At 66.1% G+C, this 22,124-nt stretch carries 21 protein-coding genes; 11 read left to right on the top strand and 10 right to left on the bottom strand.

Features of this window, described 5'->3' with window-relative positions; genetic code table 11:
• The first annotated feature begins 17 nt into the window (after positions 1-17).
• Positions 18-884 carry an LOG family protein gene (locus BLW05_RS07625; protein ID WP_093162126.1) on the top strand — a complete coding sequence of 289 codons (867 nt, stop codon included), beginning with the start codon at positions 18-20 and terminating at the stop codon, positions 882-884.
• 110 nt (positions 885-994) lie between these two features.
• Here the strand turns inward: BLW05_RS07625 and BLW05_RS07620 are convergent, their stop codons facing one another.
• From BLW05_RS07620 to pncB, 5 genes are read right to left on the bottom strand one after another with little or no spacing between them, the layout of a single operon-like run.
• Positions 995-2,182, bottom strand: coding sequence for an MFS transporter (locus tag BLW05_RS07620; RefSeq protein ID WP_093161505.1), 1,188 nt, complete (start codon positions 2,180-2,182; stop codon positions 995-997).
• Positions 2,179-3,522 carry a DNA recombination protein RmuC gene (locus BLW05_RS07615; RefSeq protein WP_093162124.1) on the bottom strand — a complete coding sequence of 448 codons (1,344 nt, stop codon included), beginning with the start codon at positions 3,520-3,522 and terminating at the stop codon, positions 2,179-2,181. The genes BLW05_RS07620 and BLW05_RS07615 overlap by 4 nt, the downstream gene beginning before the upstream one ends.
• A gap of 19 nt (positions 3,523-3,541) precedes the next feature.
• Positions 3,542-4,528 (bottom strand): 2-hydroxyacid dehydrogenase, encoded by a 987-nt coding sequence (locus BLW05_RS07610; protein ID WP_093161503.1) that lies wholly within the window; start codon positions 4,526-4,528, stop codon positions 3,542-3,544.
• 2 nt (positions 4,529-4,530) lie between these two features.
• Positions 4,531-5,955 carry a sodium:proton antiporter gene (locus BLW05_RS07605; protein ID WP_093161502.1) on the bottom strand — a complete coding sequence of 475 codons (1,425 nt, stop codon included), beginning with the start codon at positions 5,953-5,955 and terminating at the stop codon, positions 4,531-4,533.
• Positions 5,952-7,166, bottom strand: coding sequence for a nicotinate phosphoribosyltransferase (gene pncB, locus BLW05_RS07600; RefSeq protein ID WP_093161500.1), 1,215 nt, complete (start codon positions 7,164-7,166; stop codon positions 5,952-5,954). Before pncB ends, BLW05_RS07605 begins: the two co-directional genes overlap by 4 nt.
• 190 nt (positions 7,167-7,356) lie before the next feature.
• On the opposite strand from pncB, the gene BLW05_RS07595 reads away from it, so the two are divergent.
• Both BLW05_RS07595 and BLW05_RS07590 read left to right on the top strand, forming a co-directional pair.
• Positions 7,357-7,590, top strand: a complete 234-nt coding sequence (locus tag BLW05_RS07595) for a CsbD family protein (protein WP_093161499.1) — start codon at positions 7,357-7,359, stop codon at positions 7,588-7,590.
• Between the two features lie 63 nt (positions 7,591-7,653).
• Complete coding sequence (locus BLW05_RS07590) at positions 7,654-8,052, top strand: hypothetical protein (RefSeq protein ID WP_093161497.1); 399 nt, start codon at positions 7,654-7,656, stop codon at positions 8,050-8,052.
• Positions 8,053-8,157: 105 nt separating this feature from the next.
• Here BLW05_RS07590 and BLW05_RS07585 read toward each other — a convergent pair whose 3' ends face one another.
• Positions 8,158-8,595, bottom strand: coding sequence for an acyl-CoA thioesterase (locus tag BLW05_RS07585; protein ID WP_093161496.1), 438 nt, complete (start codon positions 8,593-8,595; stop codon positions 8,158-8,160).
• The gene (locus BLW05_RS07580) at positions 8,592-9,521 is read right to left on the bottom strand and encodes a histone deacetylase family protein (protein ID WP_093161494.1); all 930 of its coding nucleotides are present in this window, start codon (positions 9,519-9,521) and stop codon (positions 8,592-8,594) included. Before BLW05_RS07580 ends, BLW05_RS07585 begins: the two co-directional genes overlap by 4 nt.
• A gap of 170 nt (positions 9,522-9,691) precedes the next feature.
• Here BLW05_RS07580 and BLW05_RS07575 point away from each other — a divergent pair, with 170 nt between their 5' ends.
• A complete protein-coding gene (locus BLW05_RS07575; RefSeq protein ID WP_093161493.1) occupies positions 9,692-10,249 on the top strand; it encodes a phasin family protein in 558 nt (185 codons plus the stop codon).
• 286 nt (positions 10,250-10,535) lie between these two features.
• The gene (locus BLW05_RS07570) at positions 10,536-11,294 is read left to right on the top strand and encodes a 3-hydroxyacyl-CoA dehydrogenase (RefSeq protein ID WP_093161491.1); all 759 of its coding nucleotides are present in this window, start codon (positions 10,536-10,538) and stop codon (positions 11,292-11,294) included.
• On the opposite strand, the gene BLW05_RS07565 is transcribed toward BLW05_RS07570, so the two are convergent.
• The gene (locus BLW05_RS07565) at positions 11,242-12,204 is read right to left on the bottom strand and encodes a YihY/virulence factor BrkB family protein (RefSeq protein WP_093161490.1); all 963 of its coding nucleotides are present in this window, start codon (positions 12,202-12,204) and stop codon (positions 11,242-11,244) included. The genes BLW05_RS07570 and BLW05_RS07565 overlap by 53 nt on opposite strands.
• An 81-nt stretch (positions 12,205-12,285) precedes the next feature.
• Between BLW05_RS07565 and dnaG the strand changes: the two genes are divergently transcribed.
• The 4 genes from dnaG to BLW05_RS07545 all read left to right on the top strand — a co-directional run bounded on the left by dnaG (position 12,286) and on the right by BLW05_RS07545 (position 19,301).
• Positions 12,286-14,223 carry a DNA primase gene (gene dnaG, locus BLW05_RS07560; RefSeq protein WP_093162123.1) on the top strand — a complete coding sequence of 646 codons (1,938 nt, stop codon included), beginning with the start codon at positions 12,286-12,288 and terminating at the stop codon, positions 14,221-14,223.
• Between the two features lie 300 nt (positions 14,224-14,523).
• Positions 14,524-16,839 carry an RNA polymerase sigma factor RpoD gene (rpoD, locus tag BLW05_RS07555; RefSeq protein ID WP_093161488.1) on the top strand — a complete coding sequence of 772 codons (2,316 nt, stop codon included), beginning with the start codon at positions 14,524-14,526 and terminating at the stop codon, positions 16,837-16,839.
• A gap of 79 nt (positions 16,840-16,918) precedes the next feature.
• On the top strand, positions 16,919-18,157 hold the full coding sequence (locus BLW05_RS07550; RefSeq protein ID WP_093161487.1) for a multidrug effflux MFS transporter: 1,239 nt from the start codon (positions 16,919-16,921) through the stop codon (positions 18,155-18,157).
• A 10-nt stretch (positions 18,158-18,167) separates the two neighbouring features.
• Positions 18,168-19,301: an HPP family protein gene (locus tag BLW05_RS07545; RefSeq protein WP_093161485.1), complete on the top strand. Its 1,134-nt coding sequence runs from the start codon at positions 18,168-18,170 to the stop codon at positions 19,299-19,301.
• Here the strand turns inward: BLW05_RS07545 and BLW05_RS07540 are convergent.
• Positions 19,246-20,196: a LysR family transcriptional regulator gene (locus BLW05_RS07540; RefSeq protein WP_093161484.1), complete on the bottom strand. Its 951-nt coding sequence runs from the start codon at positions 20,194-20,196 to the stop codon at positions 19,246-19,248. The genes BLW05_RS07545 and BLW05_RS07540 overlap by 56 nt on opposite strands.
• 78 nt (positions 20,197-20,274) lie before the next feature.
• Between BLW05_RS07540 and BLW05_RS07535 the strand changes: the two genes are divergently transcribed.
• Positions 20,275-20,946: a DsbA family protein gene (locus BLW05_RS07535; RefSeq protein WP_093161482.1), complete on the top strand. Its 672-nt coding sequence runs from the start codon at positions 20,275-20,277 to the stop codon at positions 20,944-20,946.
• Positions 20,947-20,995: 49 nt separating this feature from the next.
• Positions 20,996-21,610, top strand: coding sequence for an NAD(P)-dependent oxidoreductase (locus BLW05_RS07530; protein ID WP_093161481.1), 615 nt, complete (start codon positions 20,996-20,998; stop codon positions 21,608-21,610).
• 111 nt (positions 21,611-21,721) lie between these two features.
• Here BLW05_RS07530 and BLW05_RS07525 read toward each other — a convergent pair whose 3' ends face one another.
• Entirely contained in the window at positions 21,722-22,123 is a 402-nt protein-coding gene (locus BLW05_RS07525; protein ID WP_093161480.1) for an SRPBCC family protein, read from the bottom strand.
• Between the last annotated feature and the right edge of the window lies 1 nt (position 22,124).

The following is a 22,124-nucleotide window of genomic DNA, read 5'->3' as shown; positions in this document are numbered from 1 at the left end:
GCTTCTTGCGCAAGACCATGTCCAACAGTACACACGACCTTCACGACAAACGACTCGCCGACGCATGGGCCACACTCCAGGCCCACGCGGACAAGGGACTCCCGCTCAACACCGATCCCTCGCGGCTGGCCTTCGCCGATCCTGAATTCCTCCTTCGCCGCGAGACACGCGGCCTGCGCATGCAGCTCGAGCTGATGAAGCCCGACATCGAGATGCGCGCCCACGGCATCGAGAACACGGTCGTGGTGTTCGGCAGCGCGCGCTTCCGCAGCGAGGAGGAATCCGGCGCGCTGATCGCCCAGGCCGATGCCGCCGGCGATTCCGTGGCCGCCGAACGCTGGCGCCGGCTCGCACGGAGTTCGCATTACTACGAGAAGGCGCGCGCCTTCGGCAAGCTGGTCGCCCAGTACAGCAACGACTGCGACCCCGAAGACAAGCTCTTCGTCTGCACCGGCGGCGGCCCGGGCATCATGCAGGCGGCCAACCGCGGCGCCTACGAAGGCGGCGGCATCTCGGTCGGGCTCGCGATCGCCCTGCCGATGGAAGAGGAAGCCAACCCCTACGTCACCCCGGCGCTGAGCTTCAAGTTCCACTACTTCGCGATCCGCAAGATGCATTTCATGATGCGTGCGAAGGCGCTGGTCGCGTTTCCCGGCGGCTTCGGAACGCTGGATGAGCTGTTCGAGGTCATCACGCTGGTTCAGACACGCAAGGCGAAGCCGGTTCCGATCGTGCTCTTCGGGTCGGACTACTGGAAGCAGCTCATCAATTTCGAGTTCCTCGCCGAGGAAGGCGTGATTTCGCCCGGGGACGTGAAGCTGATCGAGTACGTCGATGCGCCCGAAGACGCCTGGAGCTACATCAAGCGCTTCTATAAGCTGTAGCTCGCCCCCAGGCTCGCGCACTTCGTGTCGCTCTCCACCCCCCACCGGGGGCAACACCAGCGGCCCGGCGGAGCCGGTTCCGCGGTGTTTCTGGCTTTTTTCCGTGCGAGTCAATGCGTCGCGGGGTTTTCGGGCGGGGGGGCCTGCAGGCCCCACACGGAGCGCGTGCCCAGGGCGACCACGCCGCCGACGATCCAGAACACGCCGGCCACACCGATGATCGCGCCGGCCGCGCCGAACAGCATCGGCATCGCGACGCTCGAGGCATTGAGGGTCATCACCCGCAGACCCAGTGCTTCGCCGTGCCGCGCATGCGGTGTGATCTGGTGGAGCATGCTCATCACCATCGGCTGAACCGCCCCCAGCGCGACGCCCAGAATCACGGAGCACAAGCCCATGCCGAACGCCGAGGTCATCAGCGGATAGGCGGCGAAGACGAGCGCCGTGATCACGTTCGAGGCGGTGATGACGGCGCGCTCGCTGAAGCGTGACGCCACCAGCGGCAGCACGACGCGAATCGCGGCGGCCGCGACCGCGAAAGCACCAAGGATGGTGCCGATCATGGACGCGCTGAGCCCGCGCTCGTGGCCCAGGATCGGCAGCACGAAGGTGTGCACGTCCCATGAAGCCGACTGGAGCCAGTTGACGAAAAGAAGGCGCCTGAACATCGGCTCGGCCAGAAGGTCCCACGCGCGCGCCTTGGCGGCACCTTCCGGCGCGCGCGCGGTGGGCAGCTCCTGCGTGCTGCGCGCGAGGAGCCAGCAGGCGATCGGCAGCAGCGTCAGCAGCGCGAAGGCGACGCGATAGCCGATCAGGTCACCGGGCGTCGGCCCCGCATGGTCAATCAGGAGCCCGGTAACGAACGGTCCGACGAAGTTGGCCGCAGCCGGCGCGATGGCCAGCCAGCTGAACACCTGCTTGAGCTGGACCGGGCCTTCGGCCGCACGGCCGACATGGCGCTGCAGCGCAATGACCGCGATGCCGGTCGCGCCGCCGGTGAGCAAGGCCGCGAGGCACAGGACCGGAAACACAGGAAATGCCCCGGCCAGCGCCGCACCGCTCATGGCCGAAACCACGGCGATCGAAAGCGGACGCCGCAGTCCATGCCGGTCGGCGAAGCGGCCCGCCGGTAGCGCGAGAAAGACCTGCGTCAGCGCGAACAGCGAAAGCAGCACGCCGACCGACGCAGCGCTGTGACCGTCCCGCAGCGCGAGCAGCGGCGCCGCGAGCCGGGTGCCCGTCATCGCCGCATGCAGGCAGACCTGCGCGAGGATCAGGCGAAGCAGGCCGGCGTTCACGAGGCGCTGTCGTCCTCGCCGTCGATGAGTGGCAGCAGCCCCTGGGTCTGCGATTCCGGCAGGGCCTCGACCTTGCGCAGCGCCAGGCGCATCTGCTTGGCGCGCGTATCGGCCTTGTCGATGGTGTCGGAGGCCTTGGAGACCTGTTCCTTGATGCGTGCGACCCAGTCCCCGTAGCGCTCGAACTCGGTCTTGACCGCGCCGAGCACCTTCCAGACCTCGGATGCCTGGTGCTCCAGCGCCAGCGTGCGAAAGCCCATGTGCAGGCTGTTGAGCATGGCCAGCAGCGTGGTCGGCCCCGCGAGCGTCACCCGGTGCTGCCGCTGGATCGCGTCCATCAGCCCCGGGCGGCGCAGCACTTCGGCATAGAGGCTTTCGACCGGCAGGAAAAGAACCGCGAAATCGGTGGTGTGCGGTGCGGCGAGGTAATTTTCGGAAATCGACTTCGCTTCCGAGCGGATCCGCGCTTCAAGCGCCTTGGCCGCCGCTTCGGCCGCCGCGGGATCGGCGCGCTCGTGCGCGTCGAGCAGGCGTTCGTAGTCGTCGCGTGGAAACTTGGCGTCGATCGGCAGCCACACCGGCGCACCATCGCCGCCCCGGCCCGGAAAGCGGATCGCGAAATCCACCCGCTGGCCGCTGCGTGGCTTGGTCTCGACCTGCTTGGCGTACTGGTCCGGCGTCAGCACCTGCTCGAGCAGGGCCTCGAGCTGGACTTCGCCGAACACGCCGCGTGTCTTGACGTTGGTCAGCACGCGCTGCAGGCTGCCGACGCCGACTGCGAGCGTCTGCATTTCGCCGAGCCCCTTGTGCACCTGCTCGAGCCGGTCGGCCACCTGCTTGAAGCTCTCGCCGAGACGGGCTTCGAGTGTGCTCTGCAGCTTCTCGTCGACCGTCTTGCGCATCTCGTCGAGCTTGGCGGTGTTGGTCTGCTGGAGCTGGGCGAGTTGGGTCTCCATCGTCGCGCGCACTTCGGCAAGGCGTCGCGCGTTCGATTCGCTCAGGCCCTGCAGCTGCGTGTTGAGCGTGTCGGCGAGCGTCTTCTGCAGCAGCGCCAGCTGCTGCGCGAAGGCATCGATCTGCGCGTTCTGCGTGCGCGTGGATTCCGCGCCCTGATGCACCAGCGCCTGCTGAAAGTTGGCGAAGGCCTGGGCGGTTTCCTGCCGGGCGCCGCGCGAAGACTCGCTGATCTCGTGCCGCAGTTCGCGCTCGATGCGCTCGTTGCTGGCGGCCAGGGTGGCGACCAGCGCCGAGTGGTCCGGCGGCGACGGCTTGCGCGCCAGCAGCCACGCGATGAGGATGAAATTCAGGGCCGCGAGGGCCAGCAGGATCCAGGTTTCGATCACGGGTCTGGTGGTTTTCTTATCGGGTTGCGAGAACGGAGGGGTTGAGCGGCGTGACCGGTTTGTTGTGCACCAGATAGCCGATGAGGTTGTCGACCGCCAGATCGGCCATTGCCCGCCGCGTCGGAACGGTGGCGCTGGCGATGTGCGGTGTCAGCACCACGTTCGGCACCTTGAGCAGCTCGGGGTTCACCTTCGGCTCGCCCTCGAACACGTCGAGACCGGCGGCGGCGATGCGCTTCTCGCGCAGCGCCACGGCCAGCGCCGCGTCGTCGACGATACCGCCGCGCGCGATGTTGATCAGGGTCGCGGTCGGCTTCATGAGGGCGATCTCGGCGGCGCCGATCGTGTGATGCGACGCCGGGGTGTAAGGCACCACCAGTACCACGTGATCCGCGGTCTTCAGCAGCTCTTCCTTGCCGACGTACGCGGCCTTGCACTCGGCTTCGAGGCTGGCGTCGAGCCGCGAGCGGTTGTGGTAGATCACCTTCATGCCGAAGCCGTGCGCGCCGCGCTTGGCGATGCCCTGCCCGATCCGGCCCATGCCGATGATGCCGAGCGTCGAGCCGTGGATGTCGGAGCCGGCGAACATGTCGTAGCTCCACTTCTCCCACTTGCCGGCGCGCAGGAAGTGTTCGCTCTCGGCGATGCGGCGCGCGGTGGCCATCAACAGCGCGAAGCCGAAGTCGGCGGTGGTCTCGGTGAGCACGTCCGGCGCATTGGTGCCGAGCACGCCGTGCGCGGTCATCGCGTCGATGTCGAAATTGTTGTAGCCCACCGCCATGTTGGCGCAGATCTTCAGGTCGGGGCAGGCGTCGAGCACCTCGGCGTCGATGCGCTCGCTGCCGGTGGTGAAAACGCCCTGCTTGCCCTTCAGCCTGGCGATGAGCTGCGCCTTGGTCCAGCTTTCATCGCTCTGGTTCGCCTCGACCTCGAAGTGCTCGGAAAGGCGGGCGATGGTTTCAGGAAAGATCGAACGGGCAACGAGGACTTTGGGCTTGTTCATGATCAACGGAAGAAGATGAAGGTGGCAACAACAAAGAGCGGCACCAGGATGCCGCCCGACCACAGCATGAAGCCGAAGAAACTCGGCATCCGCACGCCGCGGCTTTCCGCGATGGCCTTGACCATCAGATTGGGCGCGTTGCCGATGTAGGTGTTGGCGCCCATGAATACGGCACCGGCGGAGATCGCCGCCAATGTCGTCGCGTAGGTGGTCATCAGGGCCTGCGGATCGCCGCCGGCCGTATTGAAGAACACCAGGTAAGTCGGTGCATTGTCCAGGAAGGAGCTGAGGATGCCGGTGGCCCAGAAGTACATCGCCGGATCGGGTTGCCCGTCCGGTTGCGTCACCGCGGAGACGATGCGGCCGAAGGGACCGTCGATGCCGGCCTTGAGCATCGCGATCACAGGCACGATGGTCACGAAGATGCCCGCGAAGAGCTTGGCGACCTCGATCATCGGCCCCCAGCCGAACTGATTGGCTTCATGCACCTCGGCTGCCGTGATGCGCAGCGACAGCAGGATGATCGCGACCAGCGCCGCGTCGCGCACAAGGCCCGGCAGCCCCACCTCCGTGCCGAACACGTCCAAGCGCACGGGCGACTTCCACACGCCGCTCAGGAGCACGAAAAACACGACACCGCCCAGCAGCCAGAAGTTGACCGCGCCTTCGAAGGCGATGCCGCGCGTGACGGGAGTCGGATCGAAAGGCAGCAGCGTCTCGTGGCGAAAGTACCAGGCATCGAGCAGGTGGAAGAGCACCAGCAGGGTGCCCGTCATGAACAGGGTTTCCGGCAGGATGTTCCGGAGCGTCCAGGTGAAGTCGACGCCTTTCAGAAATCCCAGGAAGAGCGGCGGATCACCCAGGGGCGTGAGCGCCCCGCCCACGTTCGACACGATGAAGATGAAGAACACGATCACGTGCACCTTGTGCCGCCGGTTGTCATTGGCACGGATCAATGGGCGGATCAGCAGCATGGACGCGCCCGTGGTTCCCATCAGGCTGGCAAGCACGGCGCCGATCGCAAGGATGGCCGTATTGAGCCGCGGCGAGCCGCGCAGGTTGCCGCGGATATGGATGCCGCCCGAGACGGTGAACAACGCGGCCAGCAGGATGACGAAGGGGATGTACTCGCCGACGAGCGCGTGTACCAGTTGGGCGCCCGCGAGTGGCACACCGTGGACCGCGGCAAACGGAAGCAGGAAGGCCAGCGCCCAGGCCGCGGCGACCTTGCCGTAGTGGTGGTGCCAGAACGCCGGCGCCATCAACGGCATCAGCGCGATCGACAGGAGGATCCCGGCAAACGGCACGCTCCACCAGACCGCAAGACGCGCACCGTCGACATCGGCCGCCCACGCGCCGGCCGGCAACGTCAAGAGAACGGAAGCGAGTGAGCGGAGGACGCTTTTCCTCGATCCCGACGCACTCATGCGGCAGGCTGCTCGATCTCGAAGACCTGGCGCAGATAGGCGAGATACCGCTCGTCCTCGCACATGTTCTTGGACGGCGTGTCGGACAGCTTGGCCACGGGCTGGTCGTTGCAGGCGATCATCTTGATCACGATCTGCAGCGGCTCGTAGCCGAGGTCGTTGGTCAGGTTGGTGCCGATGCCGAAGGCAAGCTGGCAGCGCCCCCTGAACTGCCGATAAAGCTCGATGGTGCGCGGCACCGTCAGGCTGTCGCTGAAGATCAGCGTCTTGGTCCGTGGGTCGACGCGGTTCGCGGCATAGTGCGCCAGCATCCGTTCGCCCCACTCGAACGGATCGCCGCTGTCGTGGCGCGCGCCGTCGAAGAGCTTGCAGAAGTACAGGTCGAAATCGCGCAGGAAGGCGCTCATGCCGTAGACGTCGGACAGCGCGATCCCGAGGTCGCCGCGATATTCCTTCGCCCACATTTCGAAGCCGAACACCTGGCTGTCGCGCAGACGCGGCCCGAGCGCCTGGCAGGCCTGCAGGTACTCATGCGCCATCGTGCCGAGCGGGATCAGCCCGAGCTTCATGGCATACAGCACATTGCTGGTGCCCGCGAACTGCGGCAGCTTGGCAAGGCCGAGCGGCTGCGGCGAGGTCACCGCGCCGAGCCGTTCGGAGAGCGTGCGCAGCACTTCCTCGTGCCATTCGTTGGAGAAACGGCGGCGCGTGCCGTAGTCGGCGATCTTGAGATCGGCCAGATGGTCGTCCTGCAACTGCCCGATCTTGGCTTCCAGTCGGCGGCGCCCTTCGGCGAGGTCGGGCTTCGGCTGCGTATTGCGGAAATAGACCTCGTTGACGATGGCCAGCACCGGGATCTCGAACAGGATCGTGTGCAGCCAGGGCCCGCGGATGCGGATGTCGAGTTCGCCAGACGGCAGCGGGATGATGTTGATGTACTTCTCGTTCAGACGGAACAGCCCGAGGAAGTCCACGAAATCGCTCTTGATGAAGCGCATCGAGCGCAGGTAGCCGAGCTCCGCATCCTTGAACTGCAGCGAGCACAGATGGCGGATCTCCTCGCGGATCTGCCCGGCGAAGCGCGCGAGGTCAACGCCCGGGTTTCGGCACTTGAAGCGGTATTCGACGCGCGCACCCGGGAAGTGATGCAGCACGACCTGCATCATGGTGAACTTGTAGAGATCGGTATCGAGCAGGCTTTGGATGATCATGATGCGGCGCGCTTGTCCCCGGGGTAATCGGCGTGCGTTCGATTATCACGGCCGCCGTCGGTATGTGCCTACGACCCCTTCCCCGTGAGTCCTACCGCCGCGTCCATGCCGCGACGCGACAGTGATTTCACGCCGGGAGTGCCATACGGGCCACGGCGATGAAACCTCATCTGACCGAAGGAGATCCGCCATGAACAAGGACACCGTCGAAGGCAACTGGAAGCAGCTCAAAGGCAAGATCAAGGAGCAATGGGGCAAGTTGACCGACGACGATTTCGATGTCATCGCCGGCAAGCGCGACCAGTTGCTGGGCCGCATCCAGGAACGCCACGGGATCAGCCGGGACGAGGCCGAACGGCAGGTCGCCGACTGGGAGAAGCGCGACGGCCGCACGCCTGCCGCCATCTGGATGGAGCGCGTCTGACGCCGCAGGCGCCGAACGCGGCCTCCGCCGCCAACCGATTTTGCAACTTCAGAGGACACTGCCATGAAAAAGCATCTGCTCATGATCGCCATCGCTTCCACCTGCCTCGTCGCAGGCCAGGCCAGTGCGATGACCCAGGACGAATACAAGGTCGCCAAGGAAAAGATCGAGGCCGACTACAAGGTCGACAAGAAGCAATGCGACACCTTGAAGGACAACGCCAAGGATGTCTGCCACAAGGAAGCCAAGGGCAAGGAAGCCGTGGCCAAGGCCGAGCTCGAGCAGCAATACAAGCCGAGCGAGCGCCATGCACGCGACGTGCAGGAAGAAAAGGTCAAGGCCGCCTACGAGGTCGCCAAGGAAAAGTGCGACGACCTGAAGGGTGACTCCAAGAGCGCTTGCGAGAAGCAGGCCAAGGCCGATGAGGAACGCGGCAAGGCCGAACTGCGCGCGATGAAGTAGAGATCACCGCCAGCCTCGCCCACTTCGTGTGGCTCTGCACCCCCTCTCCGGGGGCAACCCCAGCGGCCCGGCGGAGCCGGTTCCGCGGGGTTCCTGGCTCTGGGGTCAGGTGCGCAATTCGTCCACGACTGCCTGCAGCGCCGGCGGCAGCTTCACCGGCCGCTGCGTTTCGCGGTCCACGTAGACGTGCACGAAATGCCCCTGCGCCGCCGCCGTTTCGGCGCCCTCTGCGAAGAGGCCAATTTCATATTGAACGCTCGACGTCCCCACCCGCACTACCCGGATCCCGGCTTCAACCGTCTGCGGATAGGCCAGCGGTGCGAAGTAGTTGCAGCGCGTCTCGACCACTAAGCCGATCGTCTTGCCCTGGTGGATGTCCAGCGCGCCGCGCTCGATCAGATGGGTGTTGACCGCGGTGTCGAACCAGCTGTAGTAGACGACGTTGTTGACATGCCCGTACATGTCGTTGTCCATCCACCGCGTCGGGATCTTGCGAAAGACGCGGTAGCTGCTGCGGGGTTGGGGAGACGGCCGGTCACTCATGGCGCGGCATTTTGCCAGCGGCGCCAGTATTCGAAAGCCACCCGGAAGGTGCCGAGCTGCACCTGCACCGTCTCGGCGATGTCCGCCGCATAGCCGCCAGCCATCGCGAAAGCCAAAGGGATGCGGCGCTGCCACGCGAAGTCGAACACCCGGCGATCGCGCGCCTCCAGGCCGTCGAAGCTCAGCTTCAGGCGCCCGAGCCGGTCGCGCTCGAACGGATCCGCGCCGGCCAGATAGATCACCAGCCCGGGTGCGAAGCGGCGCTCCATGTCGTCGAGCGCGTGCTCCAGGGCGGCCAGGTACTCCGCGTCGCCGCAGCCGTCAGGCAGTTCGACATCGAGGTCACTGGCCTCCTTGCGGAAGGGGAAGTTCTTCTGCCCGTGGATCGACAGCGTGAAGACGCTCGGATCGCCGTGGAAGATGCTCGCGGTGCCATTGCCCTGGTGCACATCCAGATCGACGATAGCCACCTGAAGCCGCGTGCGCGCGCGGCGGCCATGTTCCGCCTGCATGAGCCTCGCTGCGACGGCCGCATCGTTGAAGACGCAGAAGCCCCCGCCCTTGTCGGCGCTGGCGTGGTGCGTGCCGCCGGCCATATTGGCCGAAACGCCGTCGGCAAAGGCCGCGCGGCAGGCCGCGATGGTCGCACCCGTAGAACGGCGCGACCGCTCGACCATCGCCTCGCTCCATGGAAAACCGATCTCGCGCATCGCCGCCGCACTCACGCTGCCGTCGCTGATCGACGCGATCCATTGCGGCGTATGGGCGAGAGCGAGTTCGCCGTCGGTGGCACGCGGCGCCTCGAACATTTCGACCTGCGACAACTGGCGCTCGAGGCCCTCGCGCAGCAAGGCGTACCGACCCATCGGGAAGCGGTGGCCCGGCGGCAGCGGCAAAACGAACTGGCCCGAATAAAAGGCACGCATCGCAACATTCTCGCGATTTAGAAGTTGCCTTCTAAATTGCTGCATAGCAACAAAAACCCCTTGTCCGGAACGATGGCCTCGCTAATACTTGAGGCCATGCTGCACCGCAACATACGAGAGGGGCAGCTTCAATGCGAAACCCATCCGTCAACTCAAACTGGAGCTCCCAAATGGCCCTCACCGCTGACCAACTGATCGCCGCTCAAAAAGCCAACCTCGAAACCATCTTCGGCCTGACCAACAAGGCATTCGAAGGCGTTGAAAAGCTGGTCGAACTGAACGTGACCGCTTCCAAGGCCGCCCTCACCGAAGCCGCCGACGCCAGCCAAGCCCTGCTGAACGTCAAGGACGCGCAAGAGCTGCTCACCCTGCAAGCCAGCCTGTTCCAGCCGATCGCCGAGAAGACCGCTGCCTACAGCCGTCACCTGTACGACATCGCCCAAGGCACCGGCGCCGAGTTCACCAAGGCCTTCGAAGTCAAGGCCGCTGAAGCCCAGCAAGCCTTCGTCGGCCTCGTCGACAGCGCTGCCAAGAACGCTCCCGCCGGCTCGGAAACCGCCGTCGCCGTGATGAAGAGCGCCGTGGCCGCCGCGAACAACGCTTTCGAATCGGTGCAAAAGGCTGTCAAGCAAGCCTCCGACGTCGCCGAAGCCAACTTCCAGGCCGTGTCGACCACCGCCGTGAACGCCGCCAAGAGCACCGCTCAAACGGCTTCGCGCAAGCGCTAATCGGCAGGTATCGCAATAACGAGCCCGCGTCAGCGGGCGATGATTGTCTCCTTGGGTCCTTCGGGATCCAATTCCAGGGCCTCGTCTTCGGACGAGGCCTTTTTTTTTGCTCGCCCCCAGCCTCGCTCACTGCGTGTAGCTCGGGCACCCCCTACCGGGGGCAACGCCGGCGGCCCGGCCAAGCCGGTTCCGCGGCGTTCCGCGAAGGGGCCTGGCTGCGCCGGCCGCGAAGCCGCGGGCGCGCAACATAATCCCGGCTGCACAACCGAGACACAGGAGAAAGTTCATGCAGATCGCAGGCAAGGTTTTCATCGTCACCGGCGGCGCCTCGGGACTCGGCGAGGGCACGGCGCGCATGCTGGCGGCCAATGGAGGCAAGGTGGTCATCGCCGACATGCAGGCCGAGAAGGGCGAAGCGGTCGCCAAGGAGATCGGCGGCGTCTTCGTCAAATGCGACGTGAGCCAGGAAGCGGACGGCCAGGCCGCCGTGGCTGCCGCCCTCAAGCTGGGCAAGCTCATGGGCCTGGTCAACTGCGCCGGCATCGCGCCGGCCGAGAAGACGGTCGGCAAGAACGGGCCGCATGGACTGGCGGTGTTCAGCAAGACGGTCATGGTCAACCTCGTGGGCAGCTTCAACATGATCCGGCTTGCCGCCGATGCGATGAGCAAGAACGAGCCGGAGTCGACCGGCGAGCGCGGCGTGCTGATCTCCACCGCCTCGGTCGCGGCCTACGACGGCCAGATCGGCCAGGCCGCCTATAGCGCATCGAAGGGCGGCGTCGTCGGCATGACGTTGCCGATCGCCCGCGATCTGGCGCGCAGCGGCATCCGCAACATGACGATCGCCCCGGGCATCTTCGGCACGCCGATGCTGTTCGGCATGCCGCAGGAAGTACAGGACGCGCTGGCCGCCAGCGTGCCCTTCCCCTCGCGCCTGGGCACGCCCGAGGACTACGCGAAGCTCGCGCGCCACATCATCGAGAACGACATGCTCAACGGCGAGGTGATCCGACTCGACGGCGCGATCCGGCTGGCGCCTCGTTGACGCTCCCCAGGGCGCCCTCGGAATCGTCGGGCGGCTTCAGGCTGCCCGTGCGCTCCAGGCGCTCGTATTGCGCGATGACCTGCGCGCCGAAAAGCACCAGCGTCGCGGCGATTTCCAGGCTCAGGAGCACCACGATCGCCGTCGTCAGCGAACCGTAGACCACGCTCACCTGCGACAGCGTCGCGAAATACAGCACCAGCACCCGGCGGGTGACTTCCCAGAGCAGGGCCGCCGTCACCCCGCCGAGCAGCGCATGCCGCAGCCGCAGGCGCCCGACCGGCATGACCAGGTAGAGCGAGGTCAGCATGAAGATCTCGCCGGTCAGGCCGAGCAGATACAAAAGCACCCCGGAGACACCCGAGAGCGACCAGCTGTGCCCGAGCAGCTCGACGCGCTCTTGCCCGATGATCTGCAGCGCGCCGGACACCAGCGTGACCAGCATCAGCCCCACGCACAGGCAGAAGATGTAGATGTACGGCATCACCGCCGACATCAGGAAATGCCGCGAATGATCGGCCTTGCGGTGGTGGAAGATCACCGCCATGGCGCTCTCCAGCACGGTGAACGCCAGCGAGCTGAAGAAAATCATCGTCAGCAGCAGCACCGGCCCGAGCACGTCGGCATGGGTGAGGAAGTTGGACAATTCGGCGACGAGTGCACGCGACTGCCCCGGCACGAGCCATTCGAGGTAGCGCCCGACCGCATCGAGCAGCGCAGACTGGTCGATCAGGTGCGACAGCGCCATGACGCTGACAATCAGCAGCGGCACGATCGACAGCAGGGCGTAATAGGCCACCGCGCCGGCAAGCAGCAATCCCTGATTGGCCTTGAAGCTCTTGAGCGCCTCCCACATGAATCTCAGCGGGTGCCTCAGGAGCGGCGCAGCGTGGTGGATGGATCGGCGGATCATCGGTCGGTTTCGGGAAGACGAGTATGCCGCCGGCCGGCGACCGTTTGATGGCTTGCGTATCATTTGCCGCTCTCCGCCTACATGACCATCCCCGCCTCTTTCATCCAGGAACTGATCGCACGCGCCGACGTCGTGGAGATCGTCGGTCGCTACGTCCAGCTCAAGAAGGCGGGTGCCAATTTCATGGGCCTCTGCCCATTCCATGGGGAGAAGTCACCCTCGTTCTCGGTCAGCCCGACCAAGCAGTTCTATCACTGCTTCGGCTGCGGCGCGCACGGCAACGCGATCGGCTTCCTGATGGAACATGCGGGCATGGGCTTCGTGGAGGCCGTGCACGACCTCGCCGGGCAGTACGGGATGCAGGTGCCGGAGGACGACGCCTCCCCGGAGGAACGGGCGCGCGCCGCCGGCCAGCGCCAGAAGCAGGCCACGCTGACCGAAGTGCTCGTCAAGGCGGGCGACGCCTACCGCAAGCACCTGCGGCAGTCGAAGGGCGCGATCGACTACCTCAAGGGCCGCGGCGTCTCGGGCGAGATCGCGCGCCACTTCGGCATCGGCTACGCGCCTGCCGGCTGGCGCACGCTGGCGAGCGTGTTCCCGGACTACGACGACCCGCTGCTGACCGAAAGCGGGCTCGTGATCGCCGCCGAGGCGGACGACAGCGGCGAAGGCAAGCGCTACGACCGGTTCCGCGACCGGGTCATGTTCCCGATCCGCAACGTCAAGGGCGAGTGCATTGGCTTCGGCGGCCGGGTGCTCGGCGACGAGAAGCCCAAATACCTGAATTCACCCGAAACGCCGGTGTTCAGCAAGGGGCGCGAGCTCTACGGGCTCTTCGAGGCCCGCGCTGCCTTTCGCGAGCGCGGCTATGCGCTGGTCACCGAGGGCTACATGGACGTGGTGGCCCTCGCGCAGCTCGGTTTTCCGAACGCGGTTGCGACGCTCGGCACCGCCTGCACGCCGGAGCATGTGCAGAAGCTGTTCCGGTTCACCGACGCCGTGGTCTTCAGCTTCGACGGCGACGCGGCCGGCCGGCGCGCGGCGCGCAAGGCGCTCGACGGCGCCCTGGCCTACGCGACGGACGTGCGCAGCATCAAGTTCCTCTTCCTTCCGGCGGAGCACGACCCCGACAGCTTCATCCGGGAATTCGGCGCGGATGCCTTCGCCCGCTTCGTCAACGAGGCCACGCCGCTCAGCCGGTTCATGATCGAAGCCGCGCGCGAGGGCTGCGACCTGGGGACAGCCGAGGGCCGCGCCCACATGGCCAGCAACGCCCGCCCGCTGTGGACCGCGCTGCCCGAAGGCGCGCTCAAGCGCCAGCTGCTCGGCGAAATCGCGGCGCTGGTGCAATTGAGCGGCCAGGAGCTCGGCGATCTCTGGGCCCCGACGGCCGCCAAGGCACCACCGCCCGCGCCGTCCGCCGCCAGCGACGGCGACTGGAACGCCTGGGCCAACCGCGGCGGCGAATGGATCGAAGAAGCGCCCAGGAGCTTCCCTGACCGACGGCGCTCCAAGTTCTCCCGCCCGCAGTCGCCGCCGCGCCCGCCGCCGGGCGGCCGCAAGCTGCCCACCAGCCGTTCCGACGTGGCAGTGCGGCTGATCCTGTCGAACATGGCCGAATGGGAGGGCCTGTCGCACGAGCTGCACGCCATGCTCTGCGACCTGCCTGGCGATCACGGGCAGCTCTTCGCCTGGCTCGACAGCCAGCTTCACGAGCACGGCGTCCAGCCCTGGGCGGCGCTGCGCGAAGGGCTCCGGGAACAACCGTTCGAGGCGCTGGCCCTGCGTGTCATGACGGGCCCCGAGGGCGGTCCGCTGGTGAGCGCCGAGGGCGAAGGGGCCACCGACGCGGCGGGCGAGCTGCGCAACGTGCTCGACTACATGCTGGACGACCTCCTCAAGCTCCAGCAGAGCGAGGCCATCGACGCCGTCGGCAGTGACCCGCTGGCCCTGGAACGCTACAAGGCGCTGGAAATCCGGCGGCTCGAGTTGCGCAAGCGCCTGAAACCGGGTACGTGACTCGCCGCTTGAAAAAGCTGTAACACGCTATAATCTAAGGCTTCGCCGGGCGCCAAGTCGCGTCTGGCAAAGGCAAGAGCGACAGCAGCACCTCCGGGCCGGCCCCATGCGCAATGCACTTCCCGACGGGAAACGGGTCAATACACCGCAAGGACTGCACACCAAATGATCGCCCGACATCTTGCCTGTTGAAGGCTTCCGGGGACTTTCGTCCTCCTGGCCTCAGTGTTTGTGCTCCTGCCTGCGCCGGGTTTGTGGCGCTCGTGATTCCGCTTGGTCCATCTTGTTCTACGAGGTTTTATGCCCAGTTCGAAGAAGCCTGCCGTGTCCGCCGCCAAGAAGCCTGAAGCAGCAGAAAAGCCGTTGAAGAAAGCTGCGCTGCCGGCAACCAAGACCGGCGCTGCCGCGTCCAAGGCGTCTGCAGCTACGAAAGTGAAAACCGTGCCCACCAAATCGACCACCACCGACGACGAAACCACGACGAAGCCTGCCGCCAAGAAGGTTGGCCGTCCTCCCAAGGCTGCCGGCGCCACGACCGGCGCCAAGCGCGGCCGCAAGCCGAAGGCGGCAGCCAGCGCCGAGCCGTCCAGCGACATCGACCTGTCCGACATCGAGGACGATCTGGCCGGCGAAGAGCCAGCGGTTGCGGCGACGGAAGAAAAGGTCAAGCCCCTTCGCATGAAGATCAGCAAGGCGAAGGAACGCGCCTTGATGAAGGAATTCGGCCTCGACGAGACCGTCCTGTCCGAGGAAGACCTGGCCAAGCGCCGTTCGCGCCTCAAGACCCTGATCACGCTGGGCAAGACCCGCGGCTACCTCACGCACGGCGAAATCTCGGATCACCTGCCCGACAAGCTGGTCGATGCCGAGACCATGGAAGTCGTGGTCACCATGCTCAACGACATGGGCGTGGCCGTGTACGAGCAGACGCCGGACGCCGAAACCCTGCTGCTGAACAACACCGCGCCCACGGCCACCACGGTCGAGGAAGCGGAAGAAGAAGCCGAAGCCGCCCTGTCGACGGTGGACAGCGAATTCGGCCGCACCACCGACCCGGTGCGCATGTACATGCGCGAAATGGGCACGGTCGAGCTGCTGACCCGCGAAGGCGAAATCGAGATCGCCAAGCGCATCGAAGGCGGCCTGATGGCCATGATGGAAGCCATCTCGGCGTCGCCCGCCACGATCGCCGAGATCCTGCGCCTGGCCGAAGACATCCGTGAAGGCAAGGTCGTCATCTCGACCATCGTCGACGGCTTCTCGAACCCGAACGAGGCCGACGACTACGTGGCCGAAGAAGATTTCGACGAGTTCGACGAGGAAGACGACGACGACGGCAAGGGCGGCTCCAAGGCGCTCACCAAGAAGCTCGAAGAGCTCAAGAACGAAGCCCTCACCCGCTTCGACCGCATCGCCGGCCTGTTCGAGAAGATCCACAAGATCTACGACAAGGAAGGCTACGGCACGCCGGCCTATCACAAGGCCCAGCACTCGCTGTCCGAGGAGCTGATGACCATCCGCTTCACGGCCCGCACCATCGAGAAGCTGTGCGACCTCGTGCGCACGCAGGTGGACGACGTGCGCAAGAAGGAGCGCGAGCTGCGCCGCATCATCGTGGACAAGTGCGGCTTCCCGCAGGAAGACTTCATCCGCGACTTCAGCGGCTTCGACAAGAACGGCAACCGCGTCCCGTCGAACCTGCTCAACCTGAGCTGGGTCGAGAAGCAGGCGGCCGCCGGCAAGCCGTGGAGCGCGGTGCTCCAGCGCAACATTCCGCCGGTGCAGGAACTGCAGCAGCGCCTGGCCGACATCCAGGCCCGCGTGGTGGTGCCGCTCGCCGAGCTGAAGGACATCAACAAGCGCATGAACGAAGGCGAATCGTCTTCGCGTGACGCCAAGAAGGAAATGATCGAGGCCAACCTGCGTCTCGTGATCTCCATCGCCAAGAAGTACACCAACCGCGGCCTGCAGTTCCTCGACCTGATCCAGGAAGGCAACATCGGCCTGATGAAGGCGGTCGACAAGTTCGAATACCGTCGCGGCTACAAGTTCTCGACCTACGCGACGTGGTGGATCCGCCAGGCGATCACCCGCTCGATCGCCGACCAGGCGCGCACCATCCGCATCCCGGTGCACATGATCGAGACCATCAACAAGATGAACCGCATCAGCCGCCAGCATCTGCAGGAGTTCGGCTTCGAGCCCGATGCCGGCATCCTGGCCGCGAAGATGGAGATCCCCGAGGACAAGATCCGCAAGATCATGAAGATCGCGAAGGAGCCGATCTCGATGGAAACCCCCATCGGCGACGACGACGATTCGCATCTGGGCGACTTCATCGAGGACAGCAGCAACACCGCGCCGATCGAGGCCGCGATGCAGGCGGGCCTTCGCGACGTGGTCAAGGACATCCTCGACAGCCTCACGCCGCGCGAAGCCAAGGTGCTGCGCATGCGCTTCGGCATCGAAATGTCCACCGACCACACGCTGGAAGAAGTCGGCAAGCAGTTCGACGTGACCCGCGAGCGCATCCGCCAGATCGAGGCGAAGGCGCTGCGCAAGCTGAAGCACCCGAGCCGGTCGGACAAGCTTCGCAGCTTTATAGACACGCTCTGATCGCCCAGCCGATCGGGTATCTGAAGGCGCCCAAGGGCGCCTTCTTTTTGCTTCGGAACAAAGAGAAGAACGGAGACGCATGAACCCCGACGCGCACAAACTCTGGCGCGCGCCCCGCTGGGCGCTGGCGGTGCTGCTGGCGGTGCTCGGGATGCTCGGGCCGTTCTCGATCGACACCTACATCCCTGCCTTCTCGGGCATTGCGCACTCGATCGGCGCGACGCCCGTGGAGATGCAGCAGACGCTCTCGGCCTACCTCTTCGGCTTCGCGTTCATGAACCTGTTCCACGGCGCGCTGTCGGACAGCTTCGGGCGCCGTCCGGTGGTGCTCTGGGGCCTGGTGGTGTTCACCGTCGCATCGCTGGGTTGCGCGCTGTCGCAGACGATCGGATGGCTGGTGTTCTTCCGCGCGCTGCAAGGCCTGTCGACCGGCGCGGGGATCGTGGTGTCGCGGGCGGTGATCCGCGACATGTTCCCGCCGGCCGAGGCCCAGCGGGTGATGAGCCAGGTCACGATCTACTTCGGCATCGCGCCCGCCATCGCCCCGATCGTGGGCGGATTCCTGTTCGTGCATCTGGGTTGGCACAGCATCTTCTGGTTCCTAGTCGCAGTGGGGGTGATCCTGTGGACCGCCAACTACAAGCTGCTGCCCGAAACGCTGCACCAGAGCCACCGCCAGCCCTTCGAGATCCGGCACCTGCTTCGGGGTTACTGGGAGCTCTGCTCCGACCCGCGCTTCCTCTTGCTGGCGCTTGCGAGCGGCGTGCCGTTCAACGGCATGTTTCTCTACGTGCTGGCCGCGCCCGCCTTTCTCGGCGAACACCTCGGACTCGCCCCGACGCAGTTCTTCTGGTTCTTCCTGTTGACCATCGGCGGCATCATGCTCGGTGCCTGGGCCAGCGGCCGCATGGCGGGCAAGGTCGCGCCAAAGCGGCAGATCAGGGATGGGTTCGTGATCATGCTGGCCACCTCGATCGTCAACGTGATCGCCAATGCCCTCTTCACGCCACACGCGGGCTGGGCCCTGTGGCCGCTGGCGGTGTTCGCTTTCGGCTGGGCGCTGATGGTGCCGGTGGTCACGCTGCTGGTGCTCGACCTTCATCCCGAGCGCCGCGGCATGGCCTCCTCATTGCAGGCGGTGATCGGGTCGACCGCCAACGGCATCGTCGCGGGCATGGTCGCGCCGCTGGTGATGCACTCCACGCTGGCGCTGGCCGGCACTTCGATCCTGATGCTGGGCATCGGACTCGTCGCCTGGGTCTGGCTGCACCAACGCTGGCCGGAGATCGGCCGGCTCGTTGCCCGAGAGGCAAGTTGACCCTCACACCATGCGCTTCGAAAGCCTTTCCACCTTTGCGCGTGCCTGGATCCCGGGCCCCACGTCCGCCAATGCGCAAGAGCGCCTGCGGGCAACCCTGGGCGCGGGCGTCGGTCTTCTCTTCACTGCCCTGATCTGCCACTGGATCACCGGCACCCCTTCGAACGCTCCTTGGCTCATCGCGCCGATGGGGGCCAGCGCGGTGCTGGTCTTCGCATTGCCGGCGAGCCCGCTCGCGCAGCCCTGGCCGGTGATCGGTGGAAACACCATCGCCGCGCTGGTCGGCATCGCATGCGTGAACTGGCTGCCCGACGGCGTCTGGCTCGATGCCTTCGCGACCGCGCTGGCGATCGGCGTGATGTTCTCGCTGCGCTGCCTGCATCCGCCGGGCGGCGCGGCTGCCCTGCTCATCGTGCTGACGCACACCACGCAGTTCTCGTTCGCCTTCTTCCCGACCCTGGTGAATTCGGTGCTGCTGGTGCTGGCCGGCGTCGCCTACAACAGCCTGACCGGACGGCGCTACCCGCACGTCCAGATCGCGCCGAAGCCCTCCCCGGCCGACAGCCGGCTCAGCTCGGCCGACATCGATGCGGTGCTCGCGCGCTACAACCAGGTGCTCGACATCAGCCGCGACGATCTCGAGTCGCTGATTCGCCAGACCGAGGTCGAGTCGTGGCATCGTCGGCTCGGCACGGTGCATTGCGCCGACCTCATGTCGCGCGACCTGGCCTGCGTGGAGTTCGGCACGCCCCTGCAGGAGGCCTGGTCGCTGATGCACGAACGGCGCATCAAGGCGCTGCCGGTGATCGACCGCAGCCGGCGCGTGGTCGGGATCATCACGCAGGCGGATTTCTTCCGGCACATCGACCTGCAGCACCACGAAGGCATCGGCGGGCGGCTGCGCGACTTCATCCGCGCCACCCGCACCGTGATGTCCAGCAAGCCCGAGGTGGTCGGCCAGATCATGACCCGGCAGGTGCGCGTGGCGAGCGAGGACCGGCCGCTCGCCGAGCTGGTGCCGCTCTTCTCCGAAGGCGGCCACCACCACATCCCGATCATCGACGCCGACAAGCGGCTGGTCGGGATGATCACGCAGTCCGATTTCGTGCGCGCGCTGTATCGGGCCGTGGGCCCGGACGCATGACCGGCCAGTAGTCCGGGTCGGCGAAGCGCTCGGCCAGCAGGTCGAGCAGCAGGCGCAGCGCGGCGGGCATCTGGCGCCGCGATCCGTACAGGCCATGCACGCCGAGCGGCTGCGGCACGGCTTCCGGCAGCAGCGCCACGAGCCGCCCTTCCGCCAGCAGCCGCCTCGTCGAATAGACGGGCTGCATGGTGATACCTGCGCCTTCGACGGCCGCCGCCAGCAGCACGTTCGACTCGTTGGCGCTGAGGTTGCCGCTCACCGGCACCGCGAGTCGTTCGCCGGCGACTTCGAACTCCCAGAGGCTCTTGCCGAAATACGAGTAGGTCAGGCAGTTGTGGGTCGCCAGATCCGGCACCCGATGCGGCCGGCCATGCGCCGCGAGATAGGCCGGCGAGGCGCAGATCACCGAGTCGCAGCGGCCCAGCGGCCGCGCGATCAGGTTCGGGTCGAGGTCGTTGGTGATGCGGATCGCGAGATCGATCCGCTCCTCGACGAGGTTCACCGGCCGCGGCCCGATCTGCAGGTCGATGGCCGCGAGCGGATAGCGGCGCAGGAATTCGGCAACCGTGGCGGCCAGCACGTCCTGCGCAAGTGACTGCGAGCAGGCAACGCGCAGGAGTCCGCGCGGCGTGTCGGCTTCCGCCGTGGAAGCGACGGCCATCTCCCCGGCCAGTTCCAGCATGCGGCGGCAACGCGCGAGCGTCTCGCGGCCGGGTTCGGTCAGGCTCAGCCGCCGCGTCGTGCGGTGCAGCAGGCGGGCGCCGGCCCATTCCTCCATCTGCGCCAGATAGCGCGTGACCATCGCGCGAGACATGTCCAGCGCCTCGGCGGCGGCGGTCATGCTGCCTTTCTCGGCGATGCAGACGAAGACTTCCGCAGCGGTGACCCGGTCCATATTCGATCGAATGAAGCAACAAACCTGACCATACTAAGGTGTTTTTCGATCGAACCGAGAAACCTACGATCACGCACCATGACCGCAAGGAATTCACCCCAACAAGCCACGCTCCACTACATCTTCGATCCGCTGTGTGGCTGGTGCTATGCCGCTGCACCGCTGGTCGATGCGGCTCGCGGCATCCGCGGCCTGAAGGTCGAACTCCATGGAGGAGGAATGATGACCGGCCCCAACCGGCGCCCCATCACCCCGGCGTGGCGCAACTACGTGATTCCGCATGACCGTCGCATCGCCGAGCTCAGCGGGCAGCCATTCGGCGCGGCCTATTTCGACGGCCTGCTCAACGATGGCGGCGCGATGCTGGACTCGACCCCGCCGCTCACTGCAGTTCTTGCGGCACAGGCGGTGGCCGACCGTGGCCTCGACATGCTCAACCGCGTGCAGCGTGCCCACTATGTCGAAGGCCTGCGCATCGCCGAGCGGCCCGTCCTGAACGATCTGGCAGCCGACATCGGCCTGGCACCGTCCAGCTTCGCGACGGCCTTCGACGAACTGACAGGCGAAAGCACGCATCGGCACATCTCGCACAGCCGTCAATGGCTTGCGAGAGCAGGCGGACAAGGCTTCCCGACCTTCGCGCTGGAAACACCCGCCGCACACGTCACGCCCATCGATGCCGGGCGCTTTCTCGGGCAGCCCGACGCCTGGACCGCGCAGCTCGAACAGCTGGTCGCACAGGCCCTCTGACCCACCCCATCCTGCTATTTCTTCTTCAATCTCAGAAAGGGAATTCACCATGAAGATCGCCATCCTCGGCATCTCGGGCCGCGTCGGCTCGCGGATCGCCAATGAGTTGCTTCAGCGCGGCCACACCATCACCGGCGTCGCGCGCAAGATCGAAGGCGTGGCCGAGCGCCCCAGCCTCACCCTGAAGGCGGCCGATGCCACCTCGGTCGATGCGCTGGCGCCGCTGCTGCGCGGCCATGACGCGGTCATCAGCGCCACGCGCTTCGTCGGCGGCATCGATGCAGCGACGCTCATCGCGGCGGCGAAGAAGGCAGGCGTGTCGCGCGTGCTGGTCGTGGGCGGCGCGGGCAGCCTCGAGGTGGCGCCGGGCAAGTCGCTGGTGGACACGCCCGACTTCCCTGAAGCCTACAAGCCCGAAGCGCTTGCCGGTCGCGTGTTCCTCGAAGCACTGCGCGCCGAGAAGGAACTCGACTGGACCTTTCTCTCGCCTTCCGCGCTTTTCATGCCGGGCGAGCGCACCGGCAAATTCCGCCTCGGCGGCGACGGCGTCCTGTCCGACGAAAAGGGCAAGAGCTGGGTCTCGATGGAAGACTTCGCGATCGCGATGGCCGATGAAGTCGAGTCGCCCAAGCACTCGCGCCAGCGCTTCACCGTAGGGTATTGAGCTCACCCCCAAGCTCGCGCACTTCGTGTCGCTCTCCACCCCCTTGCAGGGGGCGATACCGGTGGACCGGCAAGGCCGGATCCACGGTATCCCTGGCATTCGCTGGGGAGCCTAGGGGATGGTGGCTTCGAGGGTGTGCTTCATCGCCTGCATACCGGCGTCGATCATGGCGGCGATCGGCTCGGCCATGGCGTTCGGCAGCAGGTCGGCGACCCAGACGAGGCGGCTGTGCGTGGCGTCTTCGGGGTACACCTGAAGCGACGCGTTGTGATGCGTGAGCCGGCCGCCCGAGGCCGACCACGCGACGCGGCGTGTCGCGTCATCGACATCGACGATCACCTCGCGCGCGACGATGCCGTTGCCGAAGGTGACGATCCGCGCATCGCCCTCGAGCCGGCAGTCGGTCACGAAACCGGGCACCAGCCGGCGATGGATCTCGCCGACATCGCGCACCGCGTCCCAGATGTGGGCTGCGCTCGCGGCGACCTGCATTTCCCGTCGAATGGATGCCATT

The organism is Variovorax sp. YR216 (genome assembly GCF_900107745.1).
Classification (GTDB): Bacteria; Pseudomonadota; Gammaproteobacteria; order Burkholderiales; family Burkholderiaceae_C; genus Variovorax.
The sequence above is the reverse complement of the archived record's forward strand: the minus strand, read 5'-3'. Positions and strand labels throughout refer to the sequence as shown.

Bases quoted from the DNA above. Each gene is read 5' to 3' on its own strand.
- BLW05_RS07625 (WP_093162126.1), top strand. From the start codon at position 18: ATGTCCAACAGTACACACGACCTTCACGACAAACGACTCGCCGACGCA.
- BLW05_RS07610 (WP_093161503.1), bottom strand. From the start codon at position 4,528: ATGAACAAGCCCAAAGTCCTCGTTGCCCGTTCGATCTTTCCTGAAACC.
- BLW05_RS07605 (WP_093161502.1), bottom strand. From the start codon at position 5,955: ATGAGTGCGTCGGGATCGAGGAAAAGCGTCCTCCGCTCACTCGCTTCC.
- pncB (WP_093161500.1), bottom strand. From the start codon at position 7,166: ATGATCATCCAAAGCCTGCTCGATACCGATCTCTACAAGTTCACCATG.
- BLW05_RS07595 (WP_093161499.1), top strand. From the start codon at position 7,357: ATGAACAAGGACACCGTCGAAGGCAACTGGAAGCAGCTCAAAGGCAAG.
- BLW05_RS07590 (WP_093161497.1), top strand. From the start codon at position 7,654: ATGAAAAAGCATCTGCTCATGATCGCCATCGCTTCCACCTGCCTCGTC.
- BLW05_RS07585 (WP_093161496.1), bottom strand. From the start codon at position 8,595: ATGAGTGACCGGCCGTCTCCCCAACCCCGCAGCAGCTACCGCGTCTTT.
- BLW05_RS07580 (WP_093161494.1), bottom strand. From the start codon at position 9,521: ATGCGTGCCTTTTATTCGGGCCAGTTCGTTTTGCCGCTGCCGCCGGGC.
- BLW05_RS07575 (WP_093161493.1), top strand. From the start codon at position 9,692: ATGGCCCTCACCGCTGACCAACTGATCGCCGCTCAAAAAGCCAACCTC.
- BLW05_RS07570 (WP_093161491.1), top strand. From the start codon at position 10,536: ATGCAGATCGCAGGCAAGGTTTTCATCGTCACCGGCGGCGCCTCGGGA.
- BLW05_RS07565 (WP_093161490.1), bottom strand. From the start codon at position 12,204: ATGATCCGCCGATCCATCCACCACGCTGCGCCGCTCCTGAGGCACCCG.
- dnaG (WP_093162123.1), top strand. From the start codon at position 12,286: ATGACCATCCCCGCCTCTTTCATCCAGGAACTGATCGCACGCGCCGAC.
- rpoD (WP_093161488.1), top strand. From the start codon at position 14,524: ATGCCCAGTTCGAAGAAGCCTGCCGTGTCCGCCGCCAAGAAGCCTGAA.
- BLW05_RS07550 (WP_093161487.1), top strand. From the start codon at position 16,919: ATGAACCCCGACGCGCACAAACTCTGGCGCGCGCCCCGCTGGGCGCTG.
- BLW05_RS07545 (WP_093161485.1), top strand. From the start codon at position 18,168: ATGCGCTTCGAAAGCCTTTCCACCTTTGCGCGTGCCTGGATCCCGGGC.
- BLW05_RS07540 (WP_093161484.1), bottom strand. From the start codon at position 20,196: ATGGACCGGGTCACCGCTGCGGAAGTCTTCGTCTGCATCGCCGAGAAA.
- BLW05_RS07535 (WP_093161482.1), top strand. From the start codon at position 20,275: ATGACCGCAAGGAATTCACCCCAACAAGCCACGCTCCACTACATCTTC.
- BLW05_RS07530 (WP_093161481.1), top strand. From the start codon at position 20,996: ATGAAGATCGCCATCCTCGGCATCTCGGGCCGCGTCGGCTCGCGGATC.
- BLW05_RS07525 (WP_093161480.1), bottom strand. From the start codon at position 22,123: ATGGCATCCATTCGACGGGAAATGCAGGTCGCCGCGAGCGCAGCCCAC.